The sequence below is a fragment of the Pseudomonas sp. PLB05 genome, from assembly GCF_021106615.1.
GTDB lineage: Bacteria > Pseudomonadota > Gammaproteobacteria > Pseudomonadales > Pseudomonadaceae > Chryseomonas > Chryseomonas benzopyrenica.
Genome location: NZ_JAJOHO010000002.1, coordinates 516617 through 542586, shown reverse-complemented (window position 1 = coordinate 542586; position 25970 = coordinate 516617). Strand labels below are relative to the sequence as shown.

At 66.4% G+C, this 25970-nt stretch carries 23 protein-coding genes; 13 read left to right on the top strand and 10 right to left on the bottom strand.

Translation table 11 applies throughout. The annotated features are described in order from the left end of the window. Positions 1-41 precede the first annotated feature (41 nt). Positions 42-995, top strand: a complete 954-nt coding sequence (locus LRS53_RS09160; protein ID WP_231355693.1) for a nucleoside hydrolase — start codon at positions 42-44, stop codon at positions 993-995. Between the two features lie 83 nt (positions 996-1078). Here LRS53_RS09160 and fba read toward each other — a convergent pair whose 3' ends face one another. The 5 genes from fba to epd all read right to left on the bottom strand — a co-directional run bounded on the left by fba (position 1079) and on the right by epd (position 5025). Further along, positions 1079-2143, bottom strand: coding sequence for a class II fructose-bisphosphate aldolase (gene fba, locus LRS53_RS09155; protein ID WP_059316498.1), 1065 nt, complete (start codon positions 2141-2143; stop codon positions 1079-1081). A gap of 118 nt (positions 2144-2261) precedes the next feature. Further along, a complete protein-coding gene (locus tag LRS53_RS09150) occupies positions 2262-2591 on the bottom strand; it encodes an MliC family protein (protein WP_064308164.1) in 330 nt (109 codons plus the stop codon). Then, entirely contained in the window at positions 2588-2785 is a 198-nt protein-coding gene (locus LRS53_RS09145) for a hypothetical protein (protein ID WP_017639473.1), read from the bottom strand. Before LRS53_RS09145 ends, LRS53_RS09150 begins: the two co-directional genes overlap by 4 nt. 5 nt (positions 2786-2790) lie before the next feature. Then, on the bottom strand, positions 2791-3954 hold the full coding sequence (locus tag LRS53_RS09140; RefSeq protein WP_231355692.1) for a phosphoglycerate kinase: 1164 nt from the start codon (positions 3952-3954) through the stop codon (positions 2791-2793). A gap of 27 nt (positions 3955-3981) precedes the next feature. Then, the gene (gene epd, locus LRS53_RS09135) at positions 3982-5025 is read right to left on the bottom strand and encodes an erythrose-4-phosphate dehydrogenase (RefSeq protein ID WP_017639471.1); all 1044 of its coding nucleotides are present in this window, start codon (positions 5023-5025) and stop codon (positions 3982-3984) included. A gap of 462 nt (positions 5026-5487) precedes the next feature. Here epd and nrdH point away from each other — a divergent pair, with 462 nt between their 5' ends. The 7 genes from nrdH (at position 5488) to tssI (ending at position 13459) form a co-directional block, all read left to right on the top strand. Beyond that, entirely contained in the window at positions 5488-5712 is a 225-nt protein-coding gene (gene nrdH / locus LRS53_RS09130) for a glutaredoxin-like protein NrdH (protein WP_017639470.1), read from the top strand. A gap of 10 nt (positions 5713-5722) precedes the next feature. Beyond that, positions 5723-6127 carry a class Ib ribonucleoside-diphosphate reductase assembly flavoprotein NrdI gene (gene nrdI, locus LRS53_RS09125; RefSeq protein ID WP_183631641.1) on the top strand — a complete coding sequence of 135 codons (405 nt, stop codon included), beginning with the start codon at positions 5723-5725 and terminating at the stop codon, positions 6125-6127. Further along, positions 6109-8250, top strand: a complete 2142-nt coding sequence (gene nrdE / locus LRS53_RS09120; RefSeq protein ID WP_231355691.1) for a class 1b ribonucleoside-diphosphate reductase subunit alpha — start codon at positions 6109-6111, stop codon at positions 8248-8250. Before nrdI ends, nrdE begins: the two co-directional genes overlap by 19 nt. 10 nt (positions 8251-8260) lie before the next feature. Then, positions 8261-9241: a class 1b ribonucleoside-diphosphate reductase subunit beta gene (gene nrdF, locus LRS53_RS09115; RefSeq protein WP_160922002.1), complete on the top strand. Its 981-nt coding sequence runs from the start codon at positions 8261-8263 to the stop codon at positions 9239-9241. Between the two features lie 196 nt (positions 9242-9437). Continuing rightward, on the top strand, positions 9438-10973 hold the full coding sequence (locus LRS53_RS09110; RefSeq protein WP_231355690.1) for a DNA-3-methyladenine glycosylase 2: 1536 nt from the start codon (positions 9438-9440) through the stop codon (positions 10971-10973). After that, positions 10973-11479, top strand: a complete 507-nt coding sequence (locus LRS53_RS09105; protein WP_231355689.1) for a methylated-DNA--[protein]-cysteine S-methyltransferase — start codon at positions 10973-10975, stop codon at positions 11477-11479. Before LRS53_RS09110 ends, LRS53_RS09105 begins: the two co-directional genes overlap by 1 nt. Before the next feature lie 117 nt (positions 11480-11596). Continuing rightward, the gene (gene tssI / locus LRS53_RS09100; RefSeq protein ID WP_231355688.1) at positions 11597-13459 is read left to right on the top strand and encodes a type VI secretion system Vgr family protein; all 1863 of its coding nucleotides are present in this window, start codon (positions 11597-11599) and stop codon (positions 13457-13459) included. Between the two features lie 68 nt (positions 13460-13527). Here the strand turns inward: tssI and tkt are convergent, their stop codons facing one another. From tkt to LRS53_RS09075, 5 genes are all read right to left on the bottom strand, one after another. Continuing rightward, positions 13528-15525: a transketolase gene (gene tkt / locus LRS53_RS09095; protein WP_231355687.1), complete on the bottom strand. Its 1998-nt coding sequence runs from the start codon at positions 15523-15525 to the stop codon at positions 13528-13530. 94 nt (positions 15526-15619) lie between these two features. Next, positions 15620-16219, bottom strand: coding sequence for a PqiC family protein (locus LRS53_RS09090; RefSeq protein WP_231355686.1), 600 nt, complete (start codon positions 16217-16219; stop codon positions 15620-15622). Then, complete coding sequence (locus LRS53_RS09085) at positions 16216-17862, bottom strand: PqiB family protein (protein WP_231355685.1); 1647 nt, start codon at positions 17860-17862, stop codon at positions 16216-16218. The genes LRS53_RS09090 and LRS53_RS09085 overlap by 4 nt, the downstream gene beginning before the upstream one ends. Next, positions 17846-18487 carry a paraquat-inducible protein A gene (locus tag LRS53_RS09080; protein ID WP_442968491.1) on the bottom strand — a complete coding sequence of 214 codons (642 nt, stop codon included), beginning with the start codon at positions 18485-18487 and terminating at the stop codon, positions 17846-17848. Before LRS53_RS09080 ends, LRS53_RS09085 begins: the two co-directional genes overlap by 17 nt. After that, positions 18484-19125: a paraquat-inducible protein A gene (locus LRS53_RS09075; RefSeq protein WP_231355684.1), complete on the bottom strand. Its 642-nt coding sequence runs from the start codon at positions 19123-19125 to the stop codon at positions 18484-18486. The genes LRS53_RS09080 and LRS53_RS09075 overlap by 4 nt, the downstream gene beginning before the upstream one ends. 215 nt (positions 19126-19340) lie before the next feature. Here LRS53_RS09075 and LRS53_RS09070 point away from each other — a divergent pair, with 215 nt between their 5' ends. The 5 genes from LRS53_RS09070 to LRS53_RS09050 all read left to right on the top strand — a co-directional run bounded on the left by LRS53_RS09070 (position 19341) and on the right by LRS53_RS09050 (position 25964). After that, entirely contained in the window at positions 19341-20339 is a 999-nt protein-coding gene (locus tag LRS53_RS09070) for an ArsR/SmtB family transcription factor (RefSeq protein ID WP_231355683.1), read from the top strand. A gap of 116 nt (positions 20340-20455) precedes the next feature. Then, positions 20456-21646: a methionine adenosyltransferase gene (metK, locus tag LRS53_RS09065; RefSeq protein WP_231355682.1), complete on the top strand. Its 1191-nt coding sequence runs from the start codon at positions 20456-20458 to the stop codon at positions 21644-21646. 170 nt (positions 21647-21816) lie between these two features. Next, positions 21817-22446, top strand: a complete 630-nt coding sequence (locus LRS53_RS09060) for a phosphatase PAP2 family protein (RefSeq protein WP_231355681.1) — start codon at positions 21817-21819, stop codon at positions 22444-22446. Between the two features lie 157 nt (positions 22447-22603). Continuing rightward, on the top strand, positions 22604-23653 hold the full coding sequence (locus LRS53_RS09055; protein WP_231355680.1) for a polyamine ABC transporter substrate-binding protein: 1050 nt from the start codon (positions 22604-22606) through the stop codon (positions 23651-23653). Then, positions 23640-25964 (top strand): putative bifunctional diguanylate cyclase/phosphodiesterase, encoded by a 2325-nt coding sequence (locus tag LRS53_RS09050; protein WP_231355679.1) that lies wholly within the window; start codon positions 23640-23642, stop codon positions 25962-25964. Before LRS53_RS09055 ends, LRS53_RS09050 begins: the two co-directional genes overlap by 14 nt. Positions 25965-25970: the final 6 nt, after the last annotated feature.

The following is a 25970-nucleotide window of genomic DNA, read 5'->3' as shown; positions in this document are numbered from 1 at the left end:
CTCGGGTAGCCTGGGAAGAGATCTGAGCCGGAGAAAGCCTCTTGTCCCTTCCCATCATCTTCGATACCGATCCTGGCGTGGACGACGCCCAGGCCATCGCCCTGCTGTTTGCCGATCCCGCCTTCGAGGTGATCGGCCTGACCACGACCTTCGGCAACGTGCCGGTCAGCACGGCGACCCGTAACGCCTTGCTGCTCACCGAGCTGGCGGGCCGGGACACGCCCGTCGCCGCCGGTGTCGCCGAACCCCTGGTCAAGCCGGCCGGCAATCATGCCCTGCACGTGCATGGCCAGGATGGCCTGGGCAACCAGCAGCTCCCCGCGCCGCGCCAGGTGCCCCACGTCCTGGACGCCGCACGCTTCATCGTCGAGCAGACCCGCCTGCGACCGGGTGAGATCACCCTGGTAGCGGTCGGGCCGCTGGGTAACCTGGCCCTCGCCCTGGCGCTGGATCCCACGGTCGCCGACCGCGTCCGCGAGGTGGTGGTGATGGGCGGCGCCATCGTCGAGCCGGGCAACGTCACACCGGTGGCCGAAGCCAACATCTTTTCCGACCCCCATGCCGCGGCGCGGGTCTTTGCCGCTCCCTGGCCGCTGACCCTGGTTGGCCTGGATGCCACCCACCGCGCCGTGCTCGACCCGCCACGCCTGCAGCGCATCGCCGCGCGTCAGGGCGCCCTGGGTGAGGTACTCGCCCGCAGCTATGACTTCTATGCGGACTTCTACCGCAGCGTGAAGGACATCGACGGCTGCCATCCCCATGACAGCTGCGCCCTCGCCTACCTACGGCGCCCCGAACTGTTCCACACCGCGCGCGGCCATCTCAGCGTTGGTACCGAAGGCCTGGCGGAAGGCCAGACCTTCTTCGCGCCCGAGGGTCGCGCCTACCTGGACGGGCGCTGGTCCGGCAATCCGCTGGTAACGGTCTGCCTGGGCATGGACGGTGCAGGCATGGTGGCCTGGATGGAAGAGGTCCTGACCGCAATCGAGCGGTAAGGGGTAACGCGCCACCGTTCGGACTCCAAGCGATCGACAGGCATAAAAAAAGGCCCCTTGCGGGGCCTTTTCTACATCCCGGATCAGTTGACCTTGGGATCCAGTTCGCCGCGGGCATAACGCTCGAACATGGCATCCAGAGAGATCGGCTTGATCTTGGAGGCCTGGCCGGCGGTGCCGAAGGCTTCGTAACGGGCGATGCAGACTTCGCGCATGGCGGTCACGGTCTTGGCCAGGTACTTGCGCGGATCGAACTCGCTGCGGTTCTTGGCCATGAACTCGCGGATGGCACCGGTGGAGGCCAGACGCAGGTCGGTGTCGATGTTGACCTTGCGGACGCCGTACTTGATGCCTTCGACGATCTCTTCGACCGGCACGCCGTAGGTTTCCTTGATGTCGCCACCGTACTCGTTGATGATCTTCAGCCACTCCTGGGGCACCGAGCTGGAGCCGTGCATGACCAGGTGGGTGTCCGGGATGCGCGCATGGATTTCCTTGATGCGCTGGATCGACAGGGTATCCCCGGTCGGCGGCTTGGTGAACTTGTAGGCGCCGTGGCTGGTGCCGATGGCAATGGCCAGGGCGTCGACCTTGGTGGCCTTGACGAACTGGGCGGCCTCTTCCGGATCGGTCAGCAGCTGGCTGTGATCCAGGGTACCTTCGGCGCCCACGCCGTCTTCTTCACCGGCCATGCCGGTTTCCAGGCTGCCCAGGCAACCCAGCTCGCCTTCCACGGACACGCCGCAGGCATGGGCGAAGGCCACGGTCTGCTGGGTGACGCGCACGTTGTAGTCGTAGTCGGACGGCGTCTTGCCATCGGCCATCAGCGAGCCGTCCATCATCACCGAGGAGAAGCCCAGCTGGATGGAGCGCTGGCAGATGTCGGGGGTGGTGCCGTGGTCCTGGTGCATGACCACGGGGATGTGCGGGAATTCTTCCACCGCGGCCAGGATCAGGTGCCGCAGGAAGGGAGCGCCGGCGTACTTGCGGGCACCGGCGGAGGCCTGGACGATGACCGGCGAATCGGTCTTGTCGGCGGCTTCCATGATGGCGCGCATCTGCTCGAGGTTGTTGACGTTGAAGGCCGGGACGCCATAGCCGAATTCGGCGGCGTGATCCAGCAGCTGACGCATGCTGACGAGTGCCATTGGTGATTATCTCCCTACAAAGGCGGTGGTGGCGCCAGCCTGCATGAGCGGCTGGCAGGGTTCAAGCGGCCGACCCCTGGCCGCTGTGGATTAATCGGTTCAGCTGACATTCGCCGCTTCAAGGCGTCCGGCAGCCGCGGCCGATGAGGTCGTTGTTGGCGATCCAGTAGACGAGACCCTGGTCGCCACGAATATGGAAAGCCACCAGCCCATCGGTATAGGACTGGCCATCGGTGGCCGGTTCGCGGTTGAGATGACGGATCAGGCCATCGCCTTCCAGCTTGAGGTCGACGATGGACTGGCTGCGATCCACATAGCGCCAGTCGAAGGCCGCCTTGGAGTCGCAGACCCAGTGCGTCCAGCCGCCGGTCTGCGGCGCACTGCGGCCGGCACAGCCGGCCAACAGGGCGAGACCCAGCAGACCGAGGGCGAAGGTACGCCCCTTCACTGGGCGCAGCCGCTGGTGGGACGACCGGCGTTGGCGTTACCGGTGAGCGTATCGACGCGCTCGCCGTTCTGCGCCGTGGGCGTGGCGGCCGCCGCAGGGGGCGGCGCGAACACCGCGCAGGCCTTGTCGGCATTGCCACCGGCGCAACCGGCCAGCACGAATACAGCGGAACACACGAGCAGCGGCGTACGCATGGCGATTACTCCTGGGCGCGTTGCTGGAGGACTTCGACGGCTGGCAGGACCTTGCCCTCGACGAATTCGAGGAAGGCGCCGCCACCGGTGGAGATATAGGAGACCTTTTCACCGATGCCGTACTTGTCGATGGCGGCCAGGGTGTCGCCACCGCCGGCAATGGAGAAGGCGTCGCTGTCGGCGATGGCCTGGGCCAGGGTGCGGGTGCCTTCGCCGAACTGGTCGAACTCGAAGACGCCCACCGGACCGTTCCAGAGGATGGTCTTGGCCGACTTCAGCAGGTCGGCGAATTGCTGGGCGCTGACCGGGCCGATGTCAAGGATCATGTCGTCGTCGGCCACGTCGTTGATGGACTTGGTGACGGCTTCGGCGGTCTCGGCGAACTCCTTGGCGACCACCACATCCACCGGCAGCGGCACGTTGACCTTGGCGGCGATGGCCTTGGCGGTGTCCACCAGATCGGCTTCGTACAGCGACTTGCCGACCTTGTAGCCGGCCGCGGCCAGGAAGGTGTTGGCGATGCCGCCGCCGACGATCAGCTGGTCGCAGATCTGCGCCAGGGAATTGAGCACGTCCAGCTTGGTGGAGACCTTGGAGCCGGCGACGATGGCGGCCATCGGGCGGGCGGGATTGCCCAGCGCCTTGCCCAGGGCGTCCAGCTCCCCGGCCAGCAGCGGACCGGCCACGGCGACCTTGGCGAACTTGGCCACGCCATGGGTCGAGCCCTCGGCGCGGTGGGCGGTACCGAAGGCATCCATGACGAAGACGTCGCACAGGGCGGCGTATTGCTTCGCCAGCTCATCGGCGTTCTTTTTCTCGCCCTTGTTGAAGCGCACGTTCTCCAGCAGCACCAGCTGACCCGGCTCGACCTGGAGGCCGTTCAGGTAGTCCTTGACCAGCGGTACCTCGCGGCCCAGGGCCTTGCTCAGGTAGGCGGCGACCGGCGCCAGACTGTTCTCTTCGCTGAATTCGCCTTCGGTGGGACGGCCCAGGTGCGAGCAGACGATCACAGCGGCACCCTTCTCCAGAGCCAGCTTGAGGGTCGGCAGGGCGGCGACCAGGCGGGCATCGCTCTTGATCTGGCCTTCCTTCACCGGGACGTTGAGGTCTTCGCGAATCAGGACGCGCTTACCCTTCAGATCGAGGTCGCTCATTTTCAACACGGACATACAGGCAATCCCTTAGTTGTGCTTGTTTCAGGTGGGCTTGGCGATGCGCAGCCAATGGCCGGCGACGTCGAGCATGCGGTTGGCGAAGCCCCACTCGTTGTCGAACCAGACCAGCAGATTGACCAGCCGGGGGCCGGAAACGCGGGTCTGGCTGCCATCGACGATGGCGGAATGGGGATCGTGGTTGAAATCGCAGGAGGCGTGGGGCAACTCGGTGTAGTCGATCAGCCCGGCCAGGGGGCCGCTCTGGGCAGCGTCACGCAGCAGGGTGTTGAGCGCCGGCGCGGTGGTGTCCTGGCGGACGATGCAGGTGATGTCCAGGCAGGAGACGTTGACCGTGGGCACACGCACGGCGCGGGCCTGGATGCGCCCGCCGAGCTCCGGCAGCAGGCGTTCGATGCCCCGCGCCAGGCCGGTCGCCACTGGGATGATCGACTGGAACGCCGAACGCGTCCGCCGCAGATCTTCGGCATGGTAGGCGTCGATCACGGGCTGGTCGTTCATGGCCGAGTGGATCGTGGTGATGGAGACGTACTCCAGACCCAGGGTCTCGTGCAAAAGTTTCAGCACCGGGACACTGCAGTTGGTAGTGCAGGAGGCATTCGAGACCAGCGTCTCGTCGCCGCGCAGGCTCAGCTGGTTGACGCCGTAGACCACGGTGGCGTCCACGTCGGTCTCGCTGACCATGGGCTGGGAGAACAGCACCCGCGGCGCGCCAGCGGCCAGAAAGCGCCCGGCCTCGGCGCGGGTGCTGAAGGCACCGGAGCATTCCAGCACCAGATCGACGTCCAGCGCCGCCCAGTCGACCCGCTCGGGTTCGGCCTCGCGGCGGATCTCCAGGGCTTGGTCGCCGATGCGCAGGCGCTCACCCTCTAGCGCGACCCGGCCGGGAAAGCGGCCATGGGTGGAATCGAAGCGGGTGAGGTATTCCAGGCTGGGCCGGTCGGCCAGGTCGTTGAGGGCGACGATGGCGAGCTCGGTGGCCGCGCCGCGCTCGTGCAGCGCACGCAACACGCAACGACCGATGCGACCGTAGCCGTTGAGAGCGAGGCGATAGCGAGCGGAACTCATGCGTGAACGGACTCGGGCGCAAGCGAAAGGCCGATTATGCGGCGGTTCGACGACGAATGGGAGTCGCCAGGGTAGCCCACCGGCCTTTCTCACTACAAAAAAGCGCCCTCCTTGGCAGACGCAGAAAAATTCCACCGTCTGGCTTGGGCGTCCTGCGGTATCCGGGTCGGAGCGTTGTCTGCCGTGAACAGATAGAGGTAGCTCCCAGGGAAGCAGGACTACCGGCCGGCCTGCGATGCCCTAGCAGAAACGGTCATCGAAAGCTGATAGAGCAGAGCCATGACCTGGATCAAAAACCCTACTTGTTGTGCTGTAGAAATTGCAAAACACTATATGTAGTATCTGGACCGAACTTGAGACCCAAGACGAGCTCCAACGAGAAGACCCGTGCCGCCACGGCAAACGCCGGCTGGCGTCAGGCTTTTTCCCTTGAGTTCGCCACACTGAGGACAGGAGTCAGCCATGACCATCACCATCTACAGCAAGCCTGCCTGCGTTCAATGCAACGCCACCTATCGCGCCCTGGACCGTCAGGGGATCACCTATGAGGTGGTGGATATCGAGCAGGATGCCCAGGCGCGCCAGACCGTGGAGTCCCTGGGCTATCGCCAGGTGCCGGTGGTGGTGGCCGGTGATGACCACTGGGCCGGTTTCCGCCCGGACAAGCTCGGTCAGCTGGTGGCCTGAGGCCAGGGCCATGGGTGAGCTGCTGTATTTCTCCAGCACCTCGGAGAACACCCACAGATTCGTCGAGAAACTCGGTCTTCCGGCGCGGCGCATTCCTCAGGATCCCACCGCCGAACCGCTCAAGGCCCGCGAGCCCTACATCCTGGTCTTGCCGACCTATGGCGGCGGCGGCAGCAAGGGCGCGGTGCCCAAGCCGGTGATCCACTTTCTCAACGATCCGCACAACCGGGCCCTGATCCGCGGCGTCATCGCCGCCGGCAACACCAACTTCGGCGAGGGCTACTGCCTGGGTGGACGCATCGTCGCCCAGAAATGCGCGGTGCCCCTGCTCTACCAATTCGAATTGCTCGGCACGACGGAAGACGTCGACCGGGTGCGCACGGGAGTGAACGACTTTTGGCAACGTCAGGCCTGACCCCGACCGGCAGCGACGCGGACTATCATGCACTCAACGCCATGCTCAATCTCTATGGTCCCAATGGCGAGCTGCAGCTCGACAAGGACCGCCAGGCGGCGCGGCAGTACTTCCTCCAGCACGTCAACCAGAACACGGTGTTCTTCCATAACCTGGACGAGAAACTCGGCTATCTGGTGGACAAGGGCTACTACGAGGCGGCGGTACTGGAGCAGTACAACCCGGCCTTCGTCAAAGCGCTGTTCGAGCGCGCCTATGCCTACAAATTCCGCTTCCAGAGCTTTCTCGGCGCCTTCAAGTACTACACCAGCTACACCCTCAAGACCTTCGACGGCCAGCGCTACCTGGAACGCTACGAAGACCGGGTGTGCATGGTCGCCCTGAGTCTGGCGCGCGGTGACGAACATCTGGCCGAGTCCCTGGTGGACGAGATGATCAGCGGGCGCTTCCAACCGGCCACCCCGACCTTTCTCAACGCCGGCAAGCGCCAGCGTGGCGAGCTGGTGTCCTGCTTCCTGCTGCGTATCGAAGACAACATGGAGTCCATCGGCCGCGCGGTGAATTCGGCGCTGCAGCTCTCCAAGCGCGGCGGCGGCGTGGCCTTCCTGCTGAGCAACGTGCGCGAGGTCGGGGCGCCGATCAAGCGCATCGAGAACCAGTCCTCCGGCATTATCCCGATCATGAAGCTCCTGGAAGACGCCTTCTCCTACGCCAACCAGCTGGGGTCGCGCCAGGGCGCCGGGGCCGTCTATCTCAATGCCCACCACCCGGACATCCTCAGGTTCCTCGACACCAAGCGCGAGAATGCCGACGAGAAGATCCGCATCAAGACCCTGTCCCTCGGCGTGGTCATCCCGGACATCACCTTCGAGCTGGCCAAGCGCAATGCCGACATGTACCTGTTCTCGCCCTATGACGTGGAACGGGTCTATGGCGTGCCCTTCGCCGACATCAGCGTCAGCGAGAAATACGCGGAGATGGTCGCCGATGCGCGCATCCGCAAGCGCAAGATCAACGCCCGGGAATTCTTCCAGACCCTGGCGGAGATCCAGTTCGAGTCCGGCTATCCCTACCTGATGTTCGAAGACACGGTGAATCGGGCCAACCCTATCGCCGGGCGCATCAACATGAGCAACCTCTGCTCGGAGATCCTGCAGGTCAATACCCCCAGCCGCTTCAGCGAAGACCTGGGCTACGCGCACATCGGCCAGGACATCTCCTGCAACCTGGGCTCGCTGAACATCGCCCGCACCATGGATTCACCGGATCTGGGCCGCACCGTGGAAACCGCCATCCGCGGTCTCACCGCAGTTTCGGAGATGAGCGATATCCGCTGCGTGCCCTCGGTGGCCGCCGGCAACGCCGCCTCCCACGCCATCGGCCTGGGCCAGATGAACCTTCACGGCTACCTGGCCCGTGAACACATCCACTACGGCTCGGCGGAAGGCCTGGATTTCACCAACCTGTACTTCTACACCGTCACCTACCACGCGGTGCGCGCCTCCAATCGCCTGGCCATCGAACGCGGCCAGAGCTTCCAGGGCTTCGCCGATTCCAAGTACGCCAGTGGCGCCTATTTCGACCAGTACACCGAGGGCGACTTCACCCCCCGTACCCCACGGGTGGCCGAGCTGTTCGAGGTGGCCGGCATCCACCTGCCGACCCGCGCCGACTGGCAGGAACTCAAGGCTTCGGTGATGCAGCACGGGCTGTTCAACCGCAACCTCCAGGCCATCCCGCCCACCGGCTCGATCTCCTACATCAACCACTCCACTTCGAGCATTCACCCCATCGTCGCTAAGGTGGAGATCCGCAAGGAAGGCAAGCTGGGCCGTGTCTACTACCCGGCGCCCTACCTCGCCGACGACAACCAGGAGTATTACCAGGACGCCTACGAGATCGGCCCGGAAAGGATCATCGACACCTATGCCGAGGCCACCCGCCATGTCGACCAGGGGCTGTCGCTGACGCTGTTCTTCCGCGACACCGCTACCACCCGCGACATCAACCGGGCGCAGATCTATGCCTGGAAGAAGGGTATCAAGACGCTCTATTACATCCGCCTGCGCCAGGCCGCCCTGGAAGGCACCGAGGTGCAGGGCTGCGTGTCCTGCAGCCTGTGAGGAAATCGCCATGAACGCACCCGTCAACGCGCCGCGCCTGAACCGCATCAACGCCATCAACTGGAACCGCATCCAGGACGACAAGGACCTGGAGGTGTGGAATCGCCTGACCGGCAATTTCTGGCTGCCGGAAAAGATCCCGCTGTCCAACGACATCCCCTCCTGGGCGACCCTGACGCCCAAGGAGCAGCAGCTGACCATCCGCGTCTTCACCGGCCTGACCCTGCTGGACACCATCCAGAACGCCGTGGGCGCCCCGACCCTGCTGGCCGATGCCGTCACCCCCCACGAAGAGGCGGTGATCGCCAACATCGGCTTCATGGAAGCGGTGCATGCGCGCTCCTACAGCTCGATCTTTTCTACCCTCTGCTCGACGCCGGACGTGGACGAGGCCTATCGCTGGAGCGAGGAGAATCCCTATCTGCAGACCAAGGCCGACCTGATCCTGGCGCGCTACCACGCGGACGACCCGCTGCTGCGCAAGGTGGCCAGCGTCTTTCTGGAATCCTTCCTCTTCTATTCGGGCTTCTACCTGCCGATGTACTGGTCCAGCCGCGCCAAGCTGACCAATACCGCCGACCTGATCCGCCTGATCATTCGCGACGAGGCGGTGCACGGTTACTACATCGGCTACAAATTCCAGCAGGCCCTGGCCAAGGAAACGCCGGAGCGCCGCCAGCAGGTCAAGGACTTCGCCTACGAGCTGCTGCAGGACCTCTATGACAACGAGGTGGCCTACACCGAGGACCTCTACGACAGCGTGGGCTGGAGCGAGGACGTGAAGAAATTCCTCCACTACAACGCCAACAAGGCGCTGATGAACCTGGGCTTCGAGGCGCTGTTCCCCAGCAGCATGACCGACGTCAGCCCGGCGATCCTGGCCGCCCTGTCCCCCAGCGCCGACGAGAACCACGACTTCTTCTCCGGCTCGGGCTCGTCCTACGTCATCGGCAAGGCGGTGAGCACCGAAGACGAGGATTGGAATTTCTGACCTTAAATCGCGGCCATGGGCCGCTCCTACAGAAGTATCGAACGCCTGTAGGAGCGGCCCATGGCCGCGATAGGCATTTACTCGAAAACCAAAGCGGCCGCAGCGCCGGACCGCCATGGCCGCGATAAACCTCCACCTCGGCGCCCATGTCCGAAAACGGCCAGTCACCCTTCCCGGCCGGTGCTAACCTGCCGCCATGAACGCCTTCCCCGACATTCCCGCCTTCGAACGTGCCCGCCTCGCGCGGGACCCGCGCTTCGACGGCCTGTTCTACACCGCAGTGCTCACCACCGGCATCTATTGCCGACCGGTGTGCCCGGCGCAACCGCCGCGCCCGGAAAACGTCAGCTACTACCCCAGCGCCGCCGCCGCCGAGGCCGCCGGCTATCGCCCCTGCCTGAGGTGCCGCCCGGAACTCTCCCCTGCCGGTGGCCACTGGCAACGCGGCGACGCCACCCTGGCGCGTGCCCTGCGACTGATGGACGAAGGCCTGGAGGAAGGCGGTCTGCCCGCCCTCGCCGCCCGCCTCGATCTCAGCGAACGTCAGTTGCGCCGGCTGTTCGTCGAGCGCCTAGGCGCTGCGCCCCTGGCGGTGCTCACCACCCGCCGGCTGCTGTTCGCCAAGCAATTGCTCAGCGAGACCCGACTGCCGATCACCGAGGTGGCCCTGGCCGCCGGCTTCGGCAGTCTGAGACGCTTCAACACCGCCTTTCGCGATGCCTACGACCTGGCCCCCAGCCAGGTGCGCAAGGGCCAGGCCGCGGCTTCGCCAGTGCTGGTCCTGCGCCTGGCTTATCGTCCGCCCTATGATTTTGCCGCCCAGCTGGATTTCCTTCGCGGTCACGCCCTGCCCGGAGTCGAGGTGCTGGACGACACCAGCTACGCCCGGGTGATTGGCACGCCCGAACAGCCGGGCTGGCTGCGCGTCTCGGCCTGGGATGCCGACACGTCAGCGCTGCGCCTGGAATTGCACAGCGCCGCACCCGGCGAACTGCAGGCGGCAGTGGCACGCATCCGCCGCATGTTCGATCTGGACGCCGATCCCGAAGCCATCGCCCAGGGCCTTTCCGTCGACCCGACCCTGGCCGAACTGGTGGCGCGCCGGCCCGGCCTGCGCCTGCCCAGCGGCTGGGACGGCTTCGAGATCGCCGTGCGCGCCGTCATCGGCCAGCAGGTCAGCGTGGTGGCGGCTACCACCATGACCGCCCGAGTGGTGCAGCGCTTCGGCCGCCCCTGGGGCGAGCCCGGCCACGAGGCCAGTCGCCCGCCGGCGGGCCTGCACCACTTCTTTCCCACGGTGGAGGCCCTGGCCGAGGCCGCTCTGGAAGACCTCACCGGCCTCGGCCTGATCCGCGCCCGCGCCGGTACCCTGGGCACCGTGGCCCGGGCCTTGCGCGCCGGCGAGGTGGACTTCGACAGCGGACGCACCCTGGACGACTTCACCCGGCGCTGGATCGCCCTCAAGGGCATCGGCCCCTGGACCGCCCAGTACATCGCCCTGCGCGCCCTGGCCCACCCCGATGCCTGTCCGGTGGAAGACCTGGTGCTGCAGAAACGCCTGGCGCCGCCCGGCGAGCGCCTCACCGCCAAAGCGCTGTATGCCCGAGCAGAGGCTTGGCGGCCCTGGCGCGCCTACGGGGTGATGCAGGTCTGGCGCGAAGCCACCTGGAAGGCGCCCGCCGATACTCCCGCCGAACCCGTCCCCACCCGTCTCGCCAAGGAGTCGCCCTGATGATCGCCTACTGCCTGCTGGACAGCCCCATCGGCCCCCTCACCCTGGCCGCCGACGACAGCGGCCTGCGCGTGGTGGAATTTCCCGAGAATCGCTACCTGGCCAAGCGCGACAACAGCTGGGTCGCCGCCGACCATCCGATCCTCGCCCTGGCCTGCACGCAGCTTGGCGAGTATTTCGCCGGCCAGCGTCAGCGCTTCGAGCTGCCCCTGGCGCCGCGCGGCACCCCCTTCCAGCTGGAGGTCTGGCAGGCCCTGGCGGAGATTCCTCACGGCCAGACCTGGAGCTACGGTCAACTGGCCGGCCACCTCGGGCGGCCCCAGGCGATGCGGGCAGTGGGCGCTGCCAACGGGCGCAATCCGTTGCCTATAGTGCTGCCCTGCCACCGGGTGATAGGGGCCTCCGGCGCCCTGACCGGTTTTGGCGGCGGCCTGCCGACCAAGCAATTCCTGCTGGAGCTGGAAGGGGCCTTGCCACGACAGCAGGATTTCCTCGCCCTGGGCTAGACCGCTACTGCGCCAGAATTCGCCTGTGAAATCGCTCTAGAATGCGCCTCTTGCAGCTTGAACTCGTGCAGTCTGGCTGATCACATGGGCGTTTTCGATTCGCAAGGATGCGATCCGATGTTCACCCCAGCCGATACCCCTCAGTTCACCCTGACGCTGGACGGCGTCGCCCATGATTTCCAGGTGTTCGCCTTCGACGGTCGCGAGGCCATCGGCCAGCCCTACCGCTTCCAGCTCGAACTGGTCAGCGAGCGCCCGGACTGGCCGCTGGAGTCGCTGCTGCACCGTCGAGCCTTTCTCGCCCTCGGTCCGGCTGACCTGGGCGTCCACGGTCAGATCGCCGCCGTCGCCCAGGGGGATTCCGGCCACCGCCTGACCCGTTATCGCATCGAACTGGTGCCGCGCCTGGCCTACCTCGCCCACCGGACCAATTCCCGCATCTTCCAGGGGCTCAGCGTCCCTGAGATCCTCGCTCAGTTGCTCCAGGAGCACGGCATCCTCGACGGCGACTATCGCTTCGCCCTGGGCCCGACCCGCTATCCACCGCGCGCCTACTGTGTGCAATACGGCGAAAGTGATCTGGCCTTTCTCACCCGCCTTTGCGAGGAAGAGGGCCTGCACTTCCACCACCAGCATCGGCGCGACGGCCATGTGCTGGTCTTTGGCGATGACGCCACCGCCTTTCCGCGGTTGGCCGCCACCCGCTATCGGCCCGGCAGCGGTCTGGTGGCCGACGAGCCCGTCATCAGCCGCCTGGCGGTCGGCCTGCGGATCCGCAGCAGCGCCAGCCTCCTGCGCGATCACGATCCGCTGCACCCACGGCTGTGCCTGCAGAGCAGCACGGGAGCTGCGGCCCAGCCCAGGCTGGAAGACTATGGCTTTCCCGGCCACTTCACCGATCGCGCAGTCGGCCAGCGCCTCAACACTCGCCGGCTGGAGCGGCTGCGAGGCGACGTCCACCAGGCTCAGGGCGCGAGCGATCAGCCCAGCCTGGCGAGCGGGCATTTCCTGCTCTTGGAGCAGCATCCACGCGCCGATTGGAATCAGCTCTGGCTGCTGACCGACGTCCGCCATCAGGGGCGTCAGCCCCAGGTGCTGGAAGAAAACCTGCCCCAGGCCTCCGCTGAGGACTTCTACCAGGGCTATCGCAATACCTTCGTCGCCCGGCCCTGGACGCTGCCCTTCCGCCTGCCCCTGCGTCATCCCAGGCCCAGGCTGCTGGGTGCCCAGACCGCCGTGGTCACCGGACCGACCGGCGAAGAGATCCACTGCGACGCCCTCGGCCGGGTCAAGGTGCAATTCCACTGGGATCGCCAGGGCCAGGCGGACGAGCGCAGCAGTTGCTGGCTGCGCGTCGCCAGCGGCTGGGCCGGGGCGGGCTACGGCGCCCTGAGCGTGCCGCGGATCGGCATGGAGGTGCTGGTGGGCTTTCTCGAAGGGGATCCCGACCAGCCGCTGGTGATCGGCTGCCTGCATCACGCCGAACACCGTCCATCGCTCGATCTGCCCCGGGACAGGACCCGCAGCACCTTCAAGAGGCTAAGCAGCCCGGGCGGCAACGGTTACAACGAACTGCGCCTGGAGGATCGTCAGGGCCGGGAGGAGATCCACCTCCATGCCCAGCGTGACTGGAACGAACACATCGGTCATGACCACCGTAGCGAGATCGGCCACGAGCGCCATCAGCGCATCCGGGCCAACAGCTACAGCACCTTCCACGCCGAAGAGCACCGCATCACCCATGGCGAACGCCGCACCGAGGTGCGCGCCGATGACCACCTGGACGTCGACGAGAGTCAGCACCTGCGCCTGGATGGCGGCCTATTCGTCGAAACCGGTAGCGAAATCCAGCTGCAAAGCGGACAGAAGATCGTCCTGGAAGCCGGCGCCCACCTGACCCTCAAGGCGGGCGGCAGCTTCGTCCAGCTGGATGCCGGGGGCGTCACTCTGGTGGGGCCGAGCATTCGGGTGAATCCCTGAGCGCCTGCTACCTGTCAGGCATGAAAAAGCCCCGCCTAGGCGGGGCTTTTCGTATTACCGCGGCACACTCAGTCTTCCAGCAACTCGCCGGCGACAGCCAGGACGTTGTCCAGGGTGAAGCCGAAGTGCTCGAAGAGCGCCGCCGCCGGAGCGGATTCGCCGTAGGTGTGCATGCCGATGATACGACCGTCGAGACCGACGTACTTGTACCAGAAGTCGGCGATGCCGGCCTCGATGGCGATGCGCGCGCCGACTTCCACCGGCAGGACCTGCTGGCGGTACTCGGGGCTCTGGCGGTCGAAGACGCTGGTGCTGGGCATGGAGACCACACGCACCTGGCGCCCTTCGGCGGTCAGGCGATCATGGGCCTGCACCGCCAGCCCCACTTCGGAACCGGTGGCGATGAGGATCAGCTCGGGTTCGCCCACGCAGTCCTTGAGCACGTAGCCACCACGGGCGGCGTTGCCCAGGGTGGCGGCGTCACGCACGCTGTGGGTCAGGTTCTGGCGCGAGAAGATCAGCGCGCTGGGACCGTCGCGACGCTCCAGGGCCGAGGTCCAGGCGATGGCGGATTCCACCGCGTCGGCCGGACGCCAGGTATCCAGGTTGGGGGTGTAGCGCAGCGAGGCCAGTTGCTCCACCGGCTGGTGGGTGGGGCCGTCTTCGCCGAGGCCGATGGAGTCGTGGGTGAAGACATAGAGCACCCGCTGCTTCATCAGCGCCGACATGCGCACCGCATTACGGGCGTATTCCATGAACATCAGGAAGGTAGCGCCGTAGGGCACCAGGCCGCCGTGCAGGGCGACGCCGTTCATGATGGCGCTCATACCGAATTCACGCACGCCGTAGTGGACATAGTTGCCGCTGGCGTCTTCGGCGGTGACGCCCTTGGCGCCCTTCCACAGGGTCAGGTTGGAGCCGGCCAGGTCGGCGGAACCGCCGAGCAGTTCGGGCAGCAGCGGACCAAAGAACTGCAGGGCGTTCTGGCTGGCCTTGCGGCTGGCGATGGTCTCGCCCTTGCTGGCGACGTCCTGGATGAAGGCGGCGGCGCGCTCGGCGAAATCGGCGGGCAGGTCGCCGGCCATGCGGCGCTTGAACTCGGCGGCCAATTGCGGGTGGGCGTGGGCGTAGGCGGCGAACCGCTCGTTCCACTCGGCCTCGGCGGCGGCGCCGCGCTCCCGGGCGCTCCACTCGGCATAGATGTCGGCGGGAATCTCGAAGGGCGCATGGGCCCAGCCGAGCAGCTCGCGCGCGGCCTGGATCTCGTCGTTGCCCAGGGGCGCGCCGTGGCACTCTTCCTTGCCCTGCTTGTGCGGGGCGCCGTAGCCGATCACGGTCTTGCAGCAGATCAGGGTGGGCTTGTCGCTCTTGCGCGCGGTGTCCAGGGCGGTCTGGATCTCGTCGGCGTCATGGCCGTCGACGTTGCGGATCACCTGCCAGCCGTAGCTCTCGAAGCGCTTGGGGGTGTCATCGGTGAACCAGCCTTCGACCTCGCCATCGATGGAGATGCCGTTGTCGTCGTAGAAGGCGATCAGCTTGGACAGGCCCAGGGTGCCGGCCAGGGAGCAGGCCTCGTGGGAGACGCCTTCCATCATGCAGCCATCGCCCAGGAAGGCGTAGGTATGGTGGTCGACGATCTGGTGGCCATCACGGTTGAACTGGGCGGCCATGACCTTTTCCGCCAGGGCGAAGCCCACGGCGTTGGCGATGCCCTGGCCCAGCGGACCAGTGGTGGTCTCAATGCCCGGGGCGTAGCCGTACTCGGGGTGGCCCGGGGTCTTGCTGTGCAGTTGACGGAAATTCTTCAGGTCGTCGATGGACAGATCGTAGCCGGACAGGTGCAGCAGCGAATAGATGAGCATGGAGCCGTGGCCGTTGGACAGCACGAAGCGGTCACGGTCGGCCCACTGGGGATTGCCAGGGTTGTGCTTGAGCTGATCGTGCCAGAGCACTTCGGCGATGTCGGCCATACCCATGGGGGCGCCGGGGTGGCCACTGTTGGCCTTTTGCACGGCATCCATGCTGAGGGCGCGGATGGCGTTGGCTCGATCACGACGGCTGGGCATTGCGGTGTCTCCTGGCAGAGGCAGAGCGAAAGGGCGGCCATTTTCGCTCAGCCAGGGCACTTCCAGCAATCGGCGCGGTCGTGTAGGCGTTGCCTCAGCCCGTCGGGCACTCCGTGTCGCGATCGGCCACGAAGGCCCGTGCGACCGGCTCGATGCGCTTGGCCAGGGCGCTCAGCGCCTGGCGGTGCGCCGCGACAACCTCGGCATAGGAGGCGCCGGCGGGCTGGCTGATCCGGCTGCCACAGGTAAGCACCCGCTCACCCCCGGGCTCGGCCAACCGCAGGGTCCAGAGCGCATCCTGCTGGACGCCACGCCCGGGCTGCGAATCGAAGCGCTGCAGGTCCACCTTGATGCGCAGCACTGGTGCGCCGCTGCCACGGGGGGCATCGCCCAGGTCCAGGGTGCCCAGGTCCCGGGACAGGTCGGCGGACAGCGCACTGCGCACCTCGTCGGCCAGGGGGGCGATCCAACGCTCGTTTTCCAGCAGCGCGATGCCCTCGCCCTGGCGGATCACCAGCTGCGGCTGATCCACCTGCGGCGGCACCGAGACGCCCTGCAGGGCGAAGCGAAAGCTGGCCGCGCGACCACTGGCAGCGGGCTCCGCGGCACTGGTCAGGGTGTGGTAGTTGAGCGGCGCCTTGGACGAACAGGCGGCCAGCAGCAGGGGCAGAGCCAGGCAGGTCAGGCGCTTCATTGCAGTTTTCCTTTGGCGGGATCACGGGAGCCCGGTTCGAACTTGGGCGGCGGATCGGTCACCAGACCGCGGATCAGGGATTCCGGATGGCGGCCGAGGTAGTCGCCGAACACGCGCAGGGAGCGCGCCATGCGCTGCATCTCTTCGAGGGTCTGGGTCAGATTCTGCTGCACCGGGGAATCCGCGCCCAGGCTCTGGCTGGCGCTGCCGGTGAGTTGCTGCACGCCCATCAGGGTGGTGGTCAGCTGCGGTAGGACGCCCGCGTTGAGCTGCTTGAGAGTGCCACTGAGCTGCGCCAGGCTGGTGTCGAGATTCTTGCCGATGGAATCGAAGGGGATCTTGTCGATCTTGTTGACGATGCCGGCCATCTGCTCCTGCAGACGATCGAAGCTGCCGGTGACGGTGGGGATCGACAGCGGCTTGGCCTGGGGATCGAAGGCCACCTTGGGCGCGTTGGGCACGAAGTCGACGGAAATGTAGAGCTGTCCGGTCAAGAGGTTGCCGGTACGGGCCTGGGCGCGCAGGCCACGGGCCACCCAGCCAGCGAACAGCCTGCCGTCGCGGTCCTTGGTCTCGATGCGCTTGCCGACGTCACCCAATCGCTGGGGATAGATGACCGCGCCGACGATCAGCGAGAAGCGATCCTGGGCATCGTCGTAATCGGGGGTCAGGGAGACCACCCGGCCCACGTTCATACCGAGGAATTCCACCGGCGCGCCGGTGGCGAGGCCACGCAGCGACTGCTGGAATCTCATGCGCACATAGATGGGCTCGCCGTCTGGCGGTGCCAGGGCGCTGGTCTGATCGTCGAACAGAGTGAAGCCCTGGTCTTCCTGGGCCGCCTCCGGATCCTTCGGCCACTCCGGGGTAACGAAGGCGATGCCGCCCGCCACCACCGTGGCCAGCGACTGGGTATTGAGCTTGAGTCCGGAGGCGCTGAGGGAAACATCGACGCCGCTGGCGTTCCAGAAGCGGCTGTTGGCGGTGACGAAGCGATCATAGGGCGAATCGACGAAGATCTGCGCGCTGACGCCCTTGCCATCCTGGTTGAGGTGGAAGGACACCACACGGCCGACCTGGATGCGCCGGTAATAGACTGGCGAGCCCACGTCCAGGGAACCGATGTCGTCGGCGGTGACGATGAATCTCTTGCCCGAGGCGCCATGGATCAGCGCTGGTGGCTGCTCTAGGCCCTGAAAGTCGCGTTTAAGATCGGTAGAGTCACCGATGTCGGCGCCGATGAAGGCACCCGACAGCAGGGTATCGACCCCGGAGACGCCATTGACGCCGAAGCGCGGTCGCACCACCCAGAAGCGCGCGTCCTTGGTGGCGAAGCCCTCGGCGGACTTTTCCAGTTCGATGGTGGTGATCACCCGATTGCGATCCGGCGCCAGCTGGATGTCACTGACGGTGCCGATCACCACGTTCTTGTACTTGACCTGGGTCTTGCCGGCTTCCAGGCTTTCGGCGGTGAGAAAGGTCACCGTGATGGTCGGTCCGCGCGAGGCCCAGCTATGGATCACCATGGACAGCCCGATCAGGGCCGCCACGATGGGCACCAGCCAGATCAGCGATACGCTCCAGCGACTGCGGCGTACCTCGGGGGTAGGCGCCAGGGCGTCGGGTTCATGCCTGTCCGTCATCGTTCACCTCTGCATCCCAGATCAAGCGGGGATCGAAACTCATCGCGGCGAGCATCGTCAGCACCACCACGAAACCAAAGAACACGATACCCAGGCGCGGCGCTGCCGAACTCAGGGCACCGAAGTGCACCAGCGCCGAGACCAGGGCCACCACGATCACGTCGAGCATCGACCAGTAGCCGATCAGCTCGACAAAGCGATAGAGCCGGGCGCGCTGAGCCATCGCCCAGTCGCTGTGTCTCTGGCAACTCACCAGCAGGGTGCCGAGCACCAGAAACTTGATGGAGGGCACCGCCACGCTAGCGATGAAGATCACCAGGGCGACGCCCCAGGAGCCGCCTTCCCAGAATTCGATCACCCCTTCGAGAATGGTGCTCTCCACGCCGCGCCCCAGGGTACCGGTGAACATCACCGGCAGGGTATTGGCCGGGATATAGAGAATCAGCGCGGCGATCAGGTAGGCCCAGGTCTTGGCATAGACATTGGGCTTGCGGCGGTGCAGCGCCGAGCCGCAGCGCGGGCAGCCGGCCTTGTGGTTGCGCGGCGCGGTGCAGACCTTGCCGCAGACGTGGCACAGGCAGAGGCCGAGTTCGTCGGCGCGGGGTGGCAACTGGGGCGCGGTCACGGCTCGCGCTCCCCGACGGCGTCCCACAGCGGATGCAGGTCGCGCTTGGCGATGATCAGCAGCACCACCATCAGTCCGACCATACCGAACAGGCCCAGGCCCACCACCACGTGCAGCAAGCCGGCCAGCTTGATCACCGCCACCAGGGCGCCGAGCACGAAGACCTCGATCATGCTCCAGGGCCGCAGGTAGTGCAGGGTGACCATGGCCGTGGCGAAGCCGGGGGCCCGGCGACCGGCCTGGGCGAAGCCGAGCACCCAGAGCAGCAGCGCAATCTGCAGCAGCGGCACCACGAACAGGGTCATGGCCACCACCAGCGCCATGGGTCCGGCGAAGCCGCGACTCATGGCGATCACCGATTCCAGCAGGGTCGCCTCGCTGTGCAGGCCGCGAAAGCTGAGCTGCAGGATGGGCCCGACATTGGCGATCACGAACAGCACCGCGGCGGCGATCGCCAGGGCCAGCAGGCCCTGGATGTCCAGGCGGCTGGCGCGATAGAGCAAGGCGCCACAGCGCAGGCAATGCGCCCGCTCGCCCGCCGCGAGGGATTCGAGACGATGCACCGAATCGCAGTGCTCGCAGATCACCAGGCGCGTGCCGGTGGCGGGCGCGGAAGGGGACGGTGGCTGGACGGACATGGGGCTACCCGGTGACGCTCCTGGAAGGGGGCTGCAGGTTGGACGCGCGAGTTTCGCGGTCGTTACCGCAAGGCCGCGACGACTGCCGGCCAAACGGCCCCGGCATCTTACCTACATCTACGGACGTATGCGCGAGTCGATGCTTCGGACAAGCATCAAAACTTTTTGATGCTTTTCTTGCGAGGCCAGGATCGGGTCTCTAGACTAGCGCCCCTATGACCCCGCTACGTGTGCCGGCGCTCGGCCAAGAACCAGGAGATACCCTCGCCGCCCTGTGTAAGGCTGGCGGCGATCCCCTGCGCCTGAACGTTCTGCGCGCCCTGCACAGCGCCTCCTTCGGCGTGCTGGAGCTGGCGCAGATCTTCGCCACCGGCCAGTCCGGCATCAGCCACCACCTCAAGGTGCTGGCTCAGGCCCAACTGGTAGCCACGCGCCGCGAGGGCAACGCCATCTTCTATCGCCGCGCCCTGCCCCGCCCAGGCAGCCTGGGTGGCGCCCTGCACGCCGCCCTGCTCGAAGAGGTGGACGCCCTGGCCCTGCCCAGCGCGGTGCAGACACGGATCGGCGAGGTGCATGCCCAGCGCGCCGCGGTGAGTCGCGACTTCTTCGCCCGGGTGGCGGAAAAATTCCAGGCTCAGCAGGATCTCATCGCCAGTCTGCCGCAATATCGCGACGGCCTGCTCAGTCTGCTGGACGCCCTGGCTCTGGATCCGCGCGGCTGCGCCCTGGAAGTGGGCCCCGGCGACGGCGCCTTCCTGCCGGATCTGGCGCGCCGCTTCGCCCGGGTGGTGGCGGTGGACAACAGCCCGGCCATGCTCGAACTGGCGCGCCAGCGCTGCCAGCGCGACGGCCTCGCCCAGGTCGACTTACAGCTGGCCGACGCCCTCACCGAGCCCCTGCCCCAGGCCGACTGCGTGGTCCTCAACATGGTCCTGCACCATCTCGCCGCACCGGCGGAGGCCCTGCAGCAGCTGGCCCGCCGCGTGGCGCCGGGTGGCAGCCTAGTGATCACCGATCTCTGCCCCCACGACCAGACCTGGGCGCGGGCCGCCTGTGGCGATCTCTGGCTCGGCTTCGACCAGGACGAACTGGCCCGCTGGGCCCAGGCGGCCGGCCTGCAGGCGGGCGAAAGCCTCTACCTCGGCCTGCGCAACGGCTTTCAGATCCAGGTGCGCCAGTTCGCGCGCCCGGATCAGGGAAACACCCCGTCATGAGGCCACCTGGCCAGTGGCGGGCGGACCCGACGCTCAAGGGCGTCATGTCCAGCAAGGAAACTGCTGTCTCGACCGGCCTGCGGGCCCCTACCCCTTGGTAATTTAGGAACCATTCGATGAGCGAATATTCCCTGTTCACCTCCGAGTCCGTGTCCGAAGGCCATCCGGACAAGATCGCCGACCAGATCTCCGATGCCGTGCTCGACGCCATCATCACCCAGGACAAGCACGCCCGCGTGGCCTGCGAGACCCTGGTCAAGACCGGTGTGGCCATCGTCGCCGGTGAGGTCACCACCTCCGCCTGGGTCGACCTGGAGCAACTGGTGCGCGACGTCATCGTCGACATCGGCTACGACAGCTCGGACGTCGGCTTCGACGGCGCCACCTGCGGCATCATCAACATCATCGGCAAGCAGTCGGTGGATATCGCCCAGGGCGTCGATCGCAGCAAGCCGGAAGACCAGGGCGCCGGTGACCAGGGCCTGATGTTCGGCTACGCCTGCAACGAGACCGATGTGCTGATGCCCGCGCCCATCACCTTCTCCCACCGCCTGGTGGAGCGTCAGGCCGAGGCGCGCAAGTCGGGCCTGCTGCCCTGGCTGCGTCCGGACGCCAAGTCCCAGGTGACCTGCCGCTACGAAGGCGGCAAGGTGGTCGGCATCGACGCCATCGTGCTGTCCACCCAGCACAATCCCGAGGTCAAGTACGCCGACCTGCGCGAAGCCGTGATGGAGCTTATCGTCAAGCACGTCATCCCCGCCGAGCTGCTGCACAAGGACACCCAGTTCCACATCAACCCGACCGGCCAGTTCATCATTGGCGGGCCGGTGGGTGACTGCGGTCTGACCGGCCGCAAGATCATCGTCGACAGCTACGGCGGCATGGCCCGTCACGGCGGTGGCGCCTTCTCCGGCAAGGACCCGTCCAAGGTCGACCGCAGCGCCGCCTACGCCGGTCGCTACGTGGCCAAGAACATCGTCGCCGCCGGTCTGGCCGAGCGTTGCGAGATCCAGGTGTCCTACGCCATCGGCGTGGCCCAGCCCACCTCCATCTCGATCAACACCTTCGGCACCGCCAAGATCAGCGACGAGCGGATCGTGCAGCTGGTGCGCGAGCATTTCGACCTGCGCCCCTACGCCATCACCACCATGCTCGACCTGCTCCACCCGATGTACCGGGCCACCGCGGCCTACGGTCACTTCGGTCGCCATCCCCAGGAAATCACCGTGGGCGATGACACCTTCACCACCTTCACCTGGGAACGTACCGATCGCGCCGCCGCCCTGCGCGCCGCTGCCGGTCTGTAAGACGCCTCCCGGCAAAGAGCCCCGCCACCGCCGGTGCCGGGGCTTTTTTCTGGGTCTGCAACCGGGATCCCAGCGCTTTCTTGCGCCAGTCCACAGGCTGGCACGCGCGATGCAACCTCTGGGCGTCCGGTGGTCAGAATGCCTCGTCTTCTCCAGGAGTCTGCTTATCCATGTGGCTGTTCATCACCAACTTCGGCGATTCCTCGGTGATGCTCCCCTGCGCCGTGCTGATCGCGCTCTGGCTGCTGGCCGGCCTGTCCGCGCGGGCGGCGCTGCTCTGGTTGCTGCTGTTTGGTGCTGCCAGCCTCAGCGTTGCCCTGTCCAAGATCGCCTTCTTCGGCTGGGGCCTGGGCATTCCGCGTCTGGATTTCACCGGATTCAGCGGCCACTCCATGCTGGTGGGCAGCGTGCTGCCAGTGCTGGGCTGGCTGCTGGCCAGTCGGGCGCGACCGTCGCTACGGCTGACCGCGGCCGCCCTGGGCGCGCTGTGCGCCCTGCTCATCGCCGTCTCGCGGGTGGTGCTGGGCTATCACTCGATCTCGGAAGTGGTGACCGGCCTGCCCATCGGCTATGCCGCCAGCGGCACGCTGCTCTGGCTGCTGCGTGGCCAGGAGGTCAACCTGAAGCCACGCCAGGCCGCCCTGGGCGCCAGCCTGCTATTGTTGCCCCTGCTGTTGCTGCATGGCACCAACGCGCCGACGCAACGGGTGCTGGAACGGCTGGCGGTGAAGTTCGCCGACGAGCAGAATCCCTGGACCCGCGCCCATCAGCGCGCCGGGGTGGCGCCGCTGCAGAACTGAGGGGACTTAGGGCTCAGCGCGAGCACTATACAGCGCCTGCGGCTGGCGAATACGCAGAGGACTTCTAGACTGGCAAGAGCCCTGACGTTTCCGGGGTGAACGTCAGGGCCTTTCGGCCCCTCATATTCAAGTCAGTCCTTGCCGCCGAGTCGTCCGCATGCGCTACTGCCTCCCCCTTGTCTGCAGCCTGGTGTTCATCGGGTTGCCTGCATCACCCGTGACGGCTGCCGACCCGTTGCGGCTCTATACCTGGGAAGGCTATTTCAGCGGCACCCTGCTGCAGCGCTGGGCCAAGACCCATCCCCCCCTGCAGGAAATCTATTTCGACAGCAGCGACGTGCGCGACGCCACCCTGGCGCGCGGCGATGTCGATCTCGACCTAGTGGTGATCAACGAGGTCAGCGCCACCCGCCTCGGCCAGGACGGCCTGCTGGTGCGCATCGATCCCCAGCGCCTGCCCCATCTGAGCGAGCTTGATCCGCGCTGGCGCCAGAGCTGCGGCGACTATGCCGTGCCCTACGTCTGGGGCACCCTGGGCCTGCTCTATCGCAGCGATCGCCTGGCCCAGACGCCCACGTCCTGGCTGCCGCTGCTGCAGCCGGAGCCGACCCTGCACGGCCATATCGCCATGCTCGAAGACCACGACGACCTGCTGGTGGCGCCCCTGATCACTCTGGGCGCCGCCATCAACAGCGACGATCCCGAGTTGCTCAGACGCAGCTTCGCCCTGCTCAAGGCCCAGGCACCGGCGGTGCTGACCTATCAGTACGTGGTCAGCGCCCTGCACAATCCGGCCTACATTGATCGCATCGAGCTGGCGCTGGGCTACAGCGGTGACCAGCACCTGCTCAATGCCGCGACGCCCGGGCAGCCCTGGCGCTTCACCACACCTCGCGAAGGCAGCCTGCTGTGGGTGGACTGCGTGGCACTGCTCAGCAGCTCCCGGCACCAGGCCGCCGCCTGGCGCTTCATCGATTTTCTCAACGAACCGCGCAATGCCGTGCTGGCGACCGAGGAACTGCATCTGGCAACCCCCAATGCGGGGGCCCTGCGCCTGCTGCCGGCAGACCTGCGTCAGGACCCCAGCCTCTTTCCCCCCGAGGACGTCCTCGCCCGCAGCCAGGTCTTTCGCGAAGGTCCGCCCGACACCTTCCAGACCCGGCAACGCATTGGCAGTGCCCTGGTAGGTGGCCATGACGCTCAATAGACGCGCCCTGCTGTTGATCCTGCCGGTCGCCCTGCTCTGCATGCTAACCCTGGTGGGGCTGGGCTACACGGTGCAGCGCGAAGCGGTGATCGGCCTCGAACGCTCGCGGGTCAACCACGACCTGGCGGCGCTGGAAACCACCTACCGCGAGTACGACCATTTCAGCCGCAATCTGCTCTATGCCCTGTCCAACAGCGCCGCCCTGGGCAACTTTCTGCGGCAGACCAAGGTGCCCTATCGCAACGAAGCCCTGGGTACCCAACTGCAACTGGCGGTGCGCCAGCTGGCCGGCGACGATGCGCCCAGCCACATCTCCCTGGCGATCGCCCGCCCCGATCTCAGCCTGGCCTACTACTACGAACGCAGTGGTGATCCCTTCGCCCAGCTGACCGGCGCCCAGCGGCAGTTGCTCGAACGCCTGGCTCACGAGCCGAGCGGCCCGCTGGAGCGGCGTGACTACCTGCTCGACGAACAGGGGCGATCGCTGCTGGTGGCGACCACCTCGCTGCTGCCGAGCACGGCCGGACCACCCCTGCTGGGTCAGCGCGGCCTGGCGATGACGCTGCAACTGGCGGTCAGCCCGGACCGGATGGAGGCCATGCGCCGTACCCTGGAACAGAGCTATGGCGCGCCCCTGGAATTCAGCCGGACGCTGCCCGTACGCACCAGCGATTTCACCGCTGTCGTGCGCCTGTCACCCGATCTCTATGTGCGCCTGACCCCAGACCCGGGGCACCTGGACAAGCAATTGCGCCGCCTGGCGATCGCCTATTTCAGCGGCGGCCTGCTGGTGACCCTGGCCTGCATCCTGGTACTGATCGTCCTAATCCGCCGCTATATCACCCGGCCCATCGCGCGGCTGGACACTCAGCTCACCGAGGTGCTGGAAGGCCAGCGCCAGGCGCTCGAAACCGGCGACGAGCCCGGTGAGATCGGCCATCTGGGCGCCAACATGAAGCGCCTGCACGACAACAACCTGGCCATCCTGGCGCAGTTGCGCACGGCCCTGCGCACCGACGTCCTCACCCAGATCGGCAACCGCCGCTACTTCCAGCTCATGGGTGAATCCTGGCTGGCGGGCAAGCCGGACGGCCGCGGCATCGCCCTGCTCTATTTCGGCCTCGATCATTTCAAGTCGGTCAACGACCGCTTCGGCCACGAGGTGGGCGATGAGCTGCTGCAGGCCGTGGCCCAGCAGACCCAGCAACAGCTCGAGGCCTATCAGACGGGCAACGAGCTGGTGCTCACGCGGCTGGCGGGCGATGAATTCGCCATCCTGCTGCGCGGCCCGGCGGCAGAGACCGACGCCCTCGCCCTGGGCCAACAGCTGCAACAGAACCATGACAACGGCACCCTGGTTGGCGAGCGTCGCTATGCGGTGACGCTGAGCATCGGCCTGGCGACCCCCGAGGCCCCGCTGGACCTGGCCGACCTGCTGGCCCAGGCCGACCTGGCTCTGAACCGGGCCAAGAACGAAGGCGGCAACCGCCTGGTGCACTTCACCCCGGAGCTGGCCGCGCGCCAACGCCGTTACGATCTGCTGGACGAGCACCTGCGGCGAATGAATCCGGACGAGGAATTCCACCTCGTCTACATGCCGGCGGTCGACAGCAGCGGCCAGGTACGCTCCGCCGAAACCCTGCTGCGCTGGAATTCACCGCGCCTGGGTCCGGTATCGCCGGCGGAATTCATCCCCATCGCCGAACGCCAGGGGCATTTCCGCTGGATCGATCGGTGGGTCGTGGACCAGGCTTGCCGCGAGTATCGGGCGCTGCAGGAGGTGCTGGGCAGCGATCTGGTGCTGTCCGTCAACCTGTCATCCGCGCAATTGGATCAGGCCGACATCGTGCCCTATCTGCGCGAGCGGGTGCGCCACCACGGCGTCGATCCGGGCCATCTGGAACTGGAATTCACCGAGACCTTCGCCGCCGAGCTGAACGAGCGCACCCTGGGGCTGCTGCACGAATTGCGCGCCGAGGGCTTTCGCGTGGCCATCGACGACTTCGGCGTCGGCTACACCTCCATCCAGCAGGTCACCGACTATCCCGCCGACACCATCAAGTTCGACCGGCTCATCGTCGAGCGCCTCAGCCAGCCCGGTAACCAGGCAAGCCTGGATGCTTTGATCGCCTTCTGCCATGCCCGCGACGCCCAGGTCATCGCCGAGGGCGTGGATACCGAGCTCAAGCAGCTGTGCCTGCAGCAGGCCGGTTGCGATCTGCTGCAGGGCTTTCTGGTCTGCCCGCCGCGGCGTCTGGACGAGTTGCGCGACTGGCAACGCCAACGGCTGGGTGATCCCAGCCGGGTCTAGGGATAA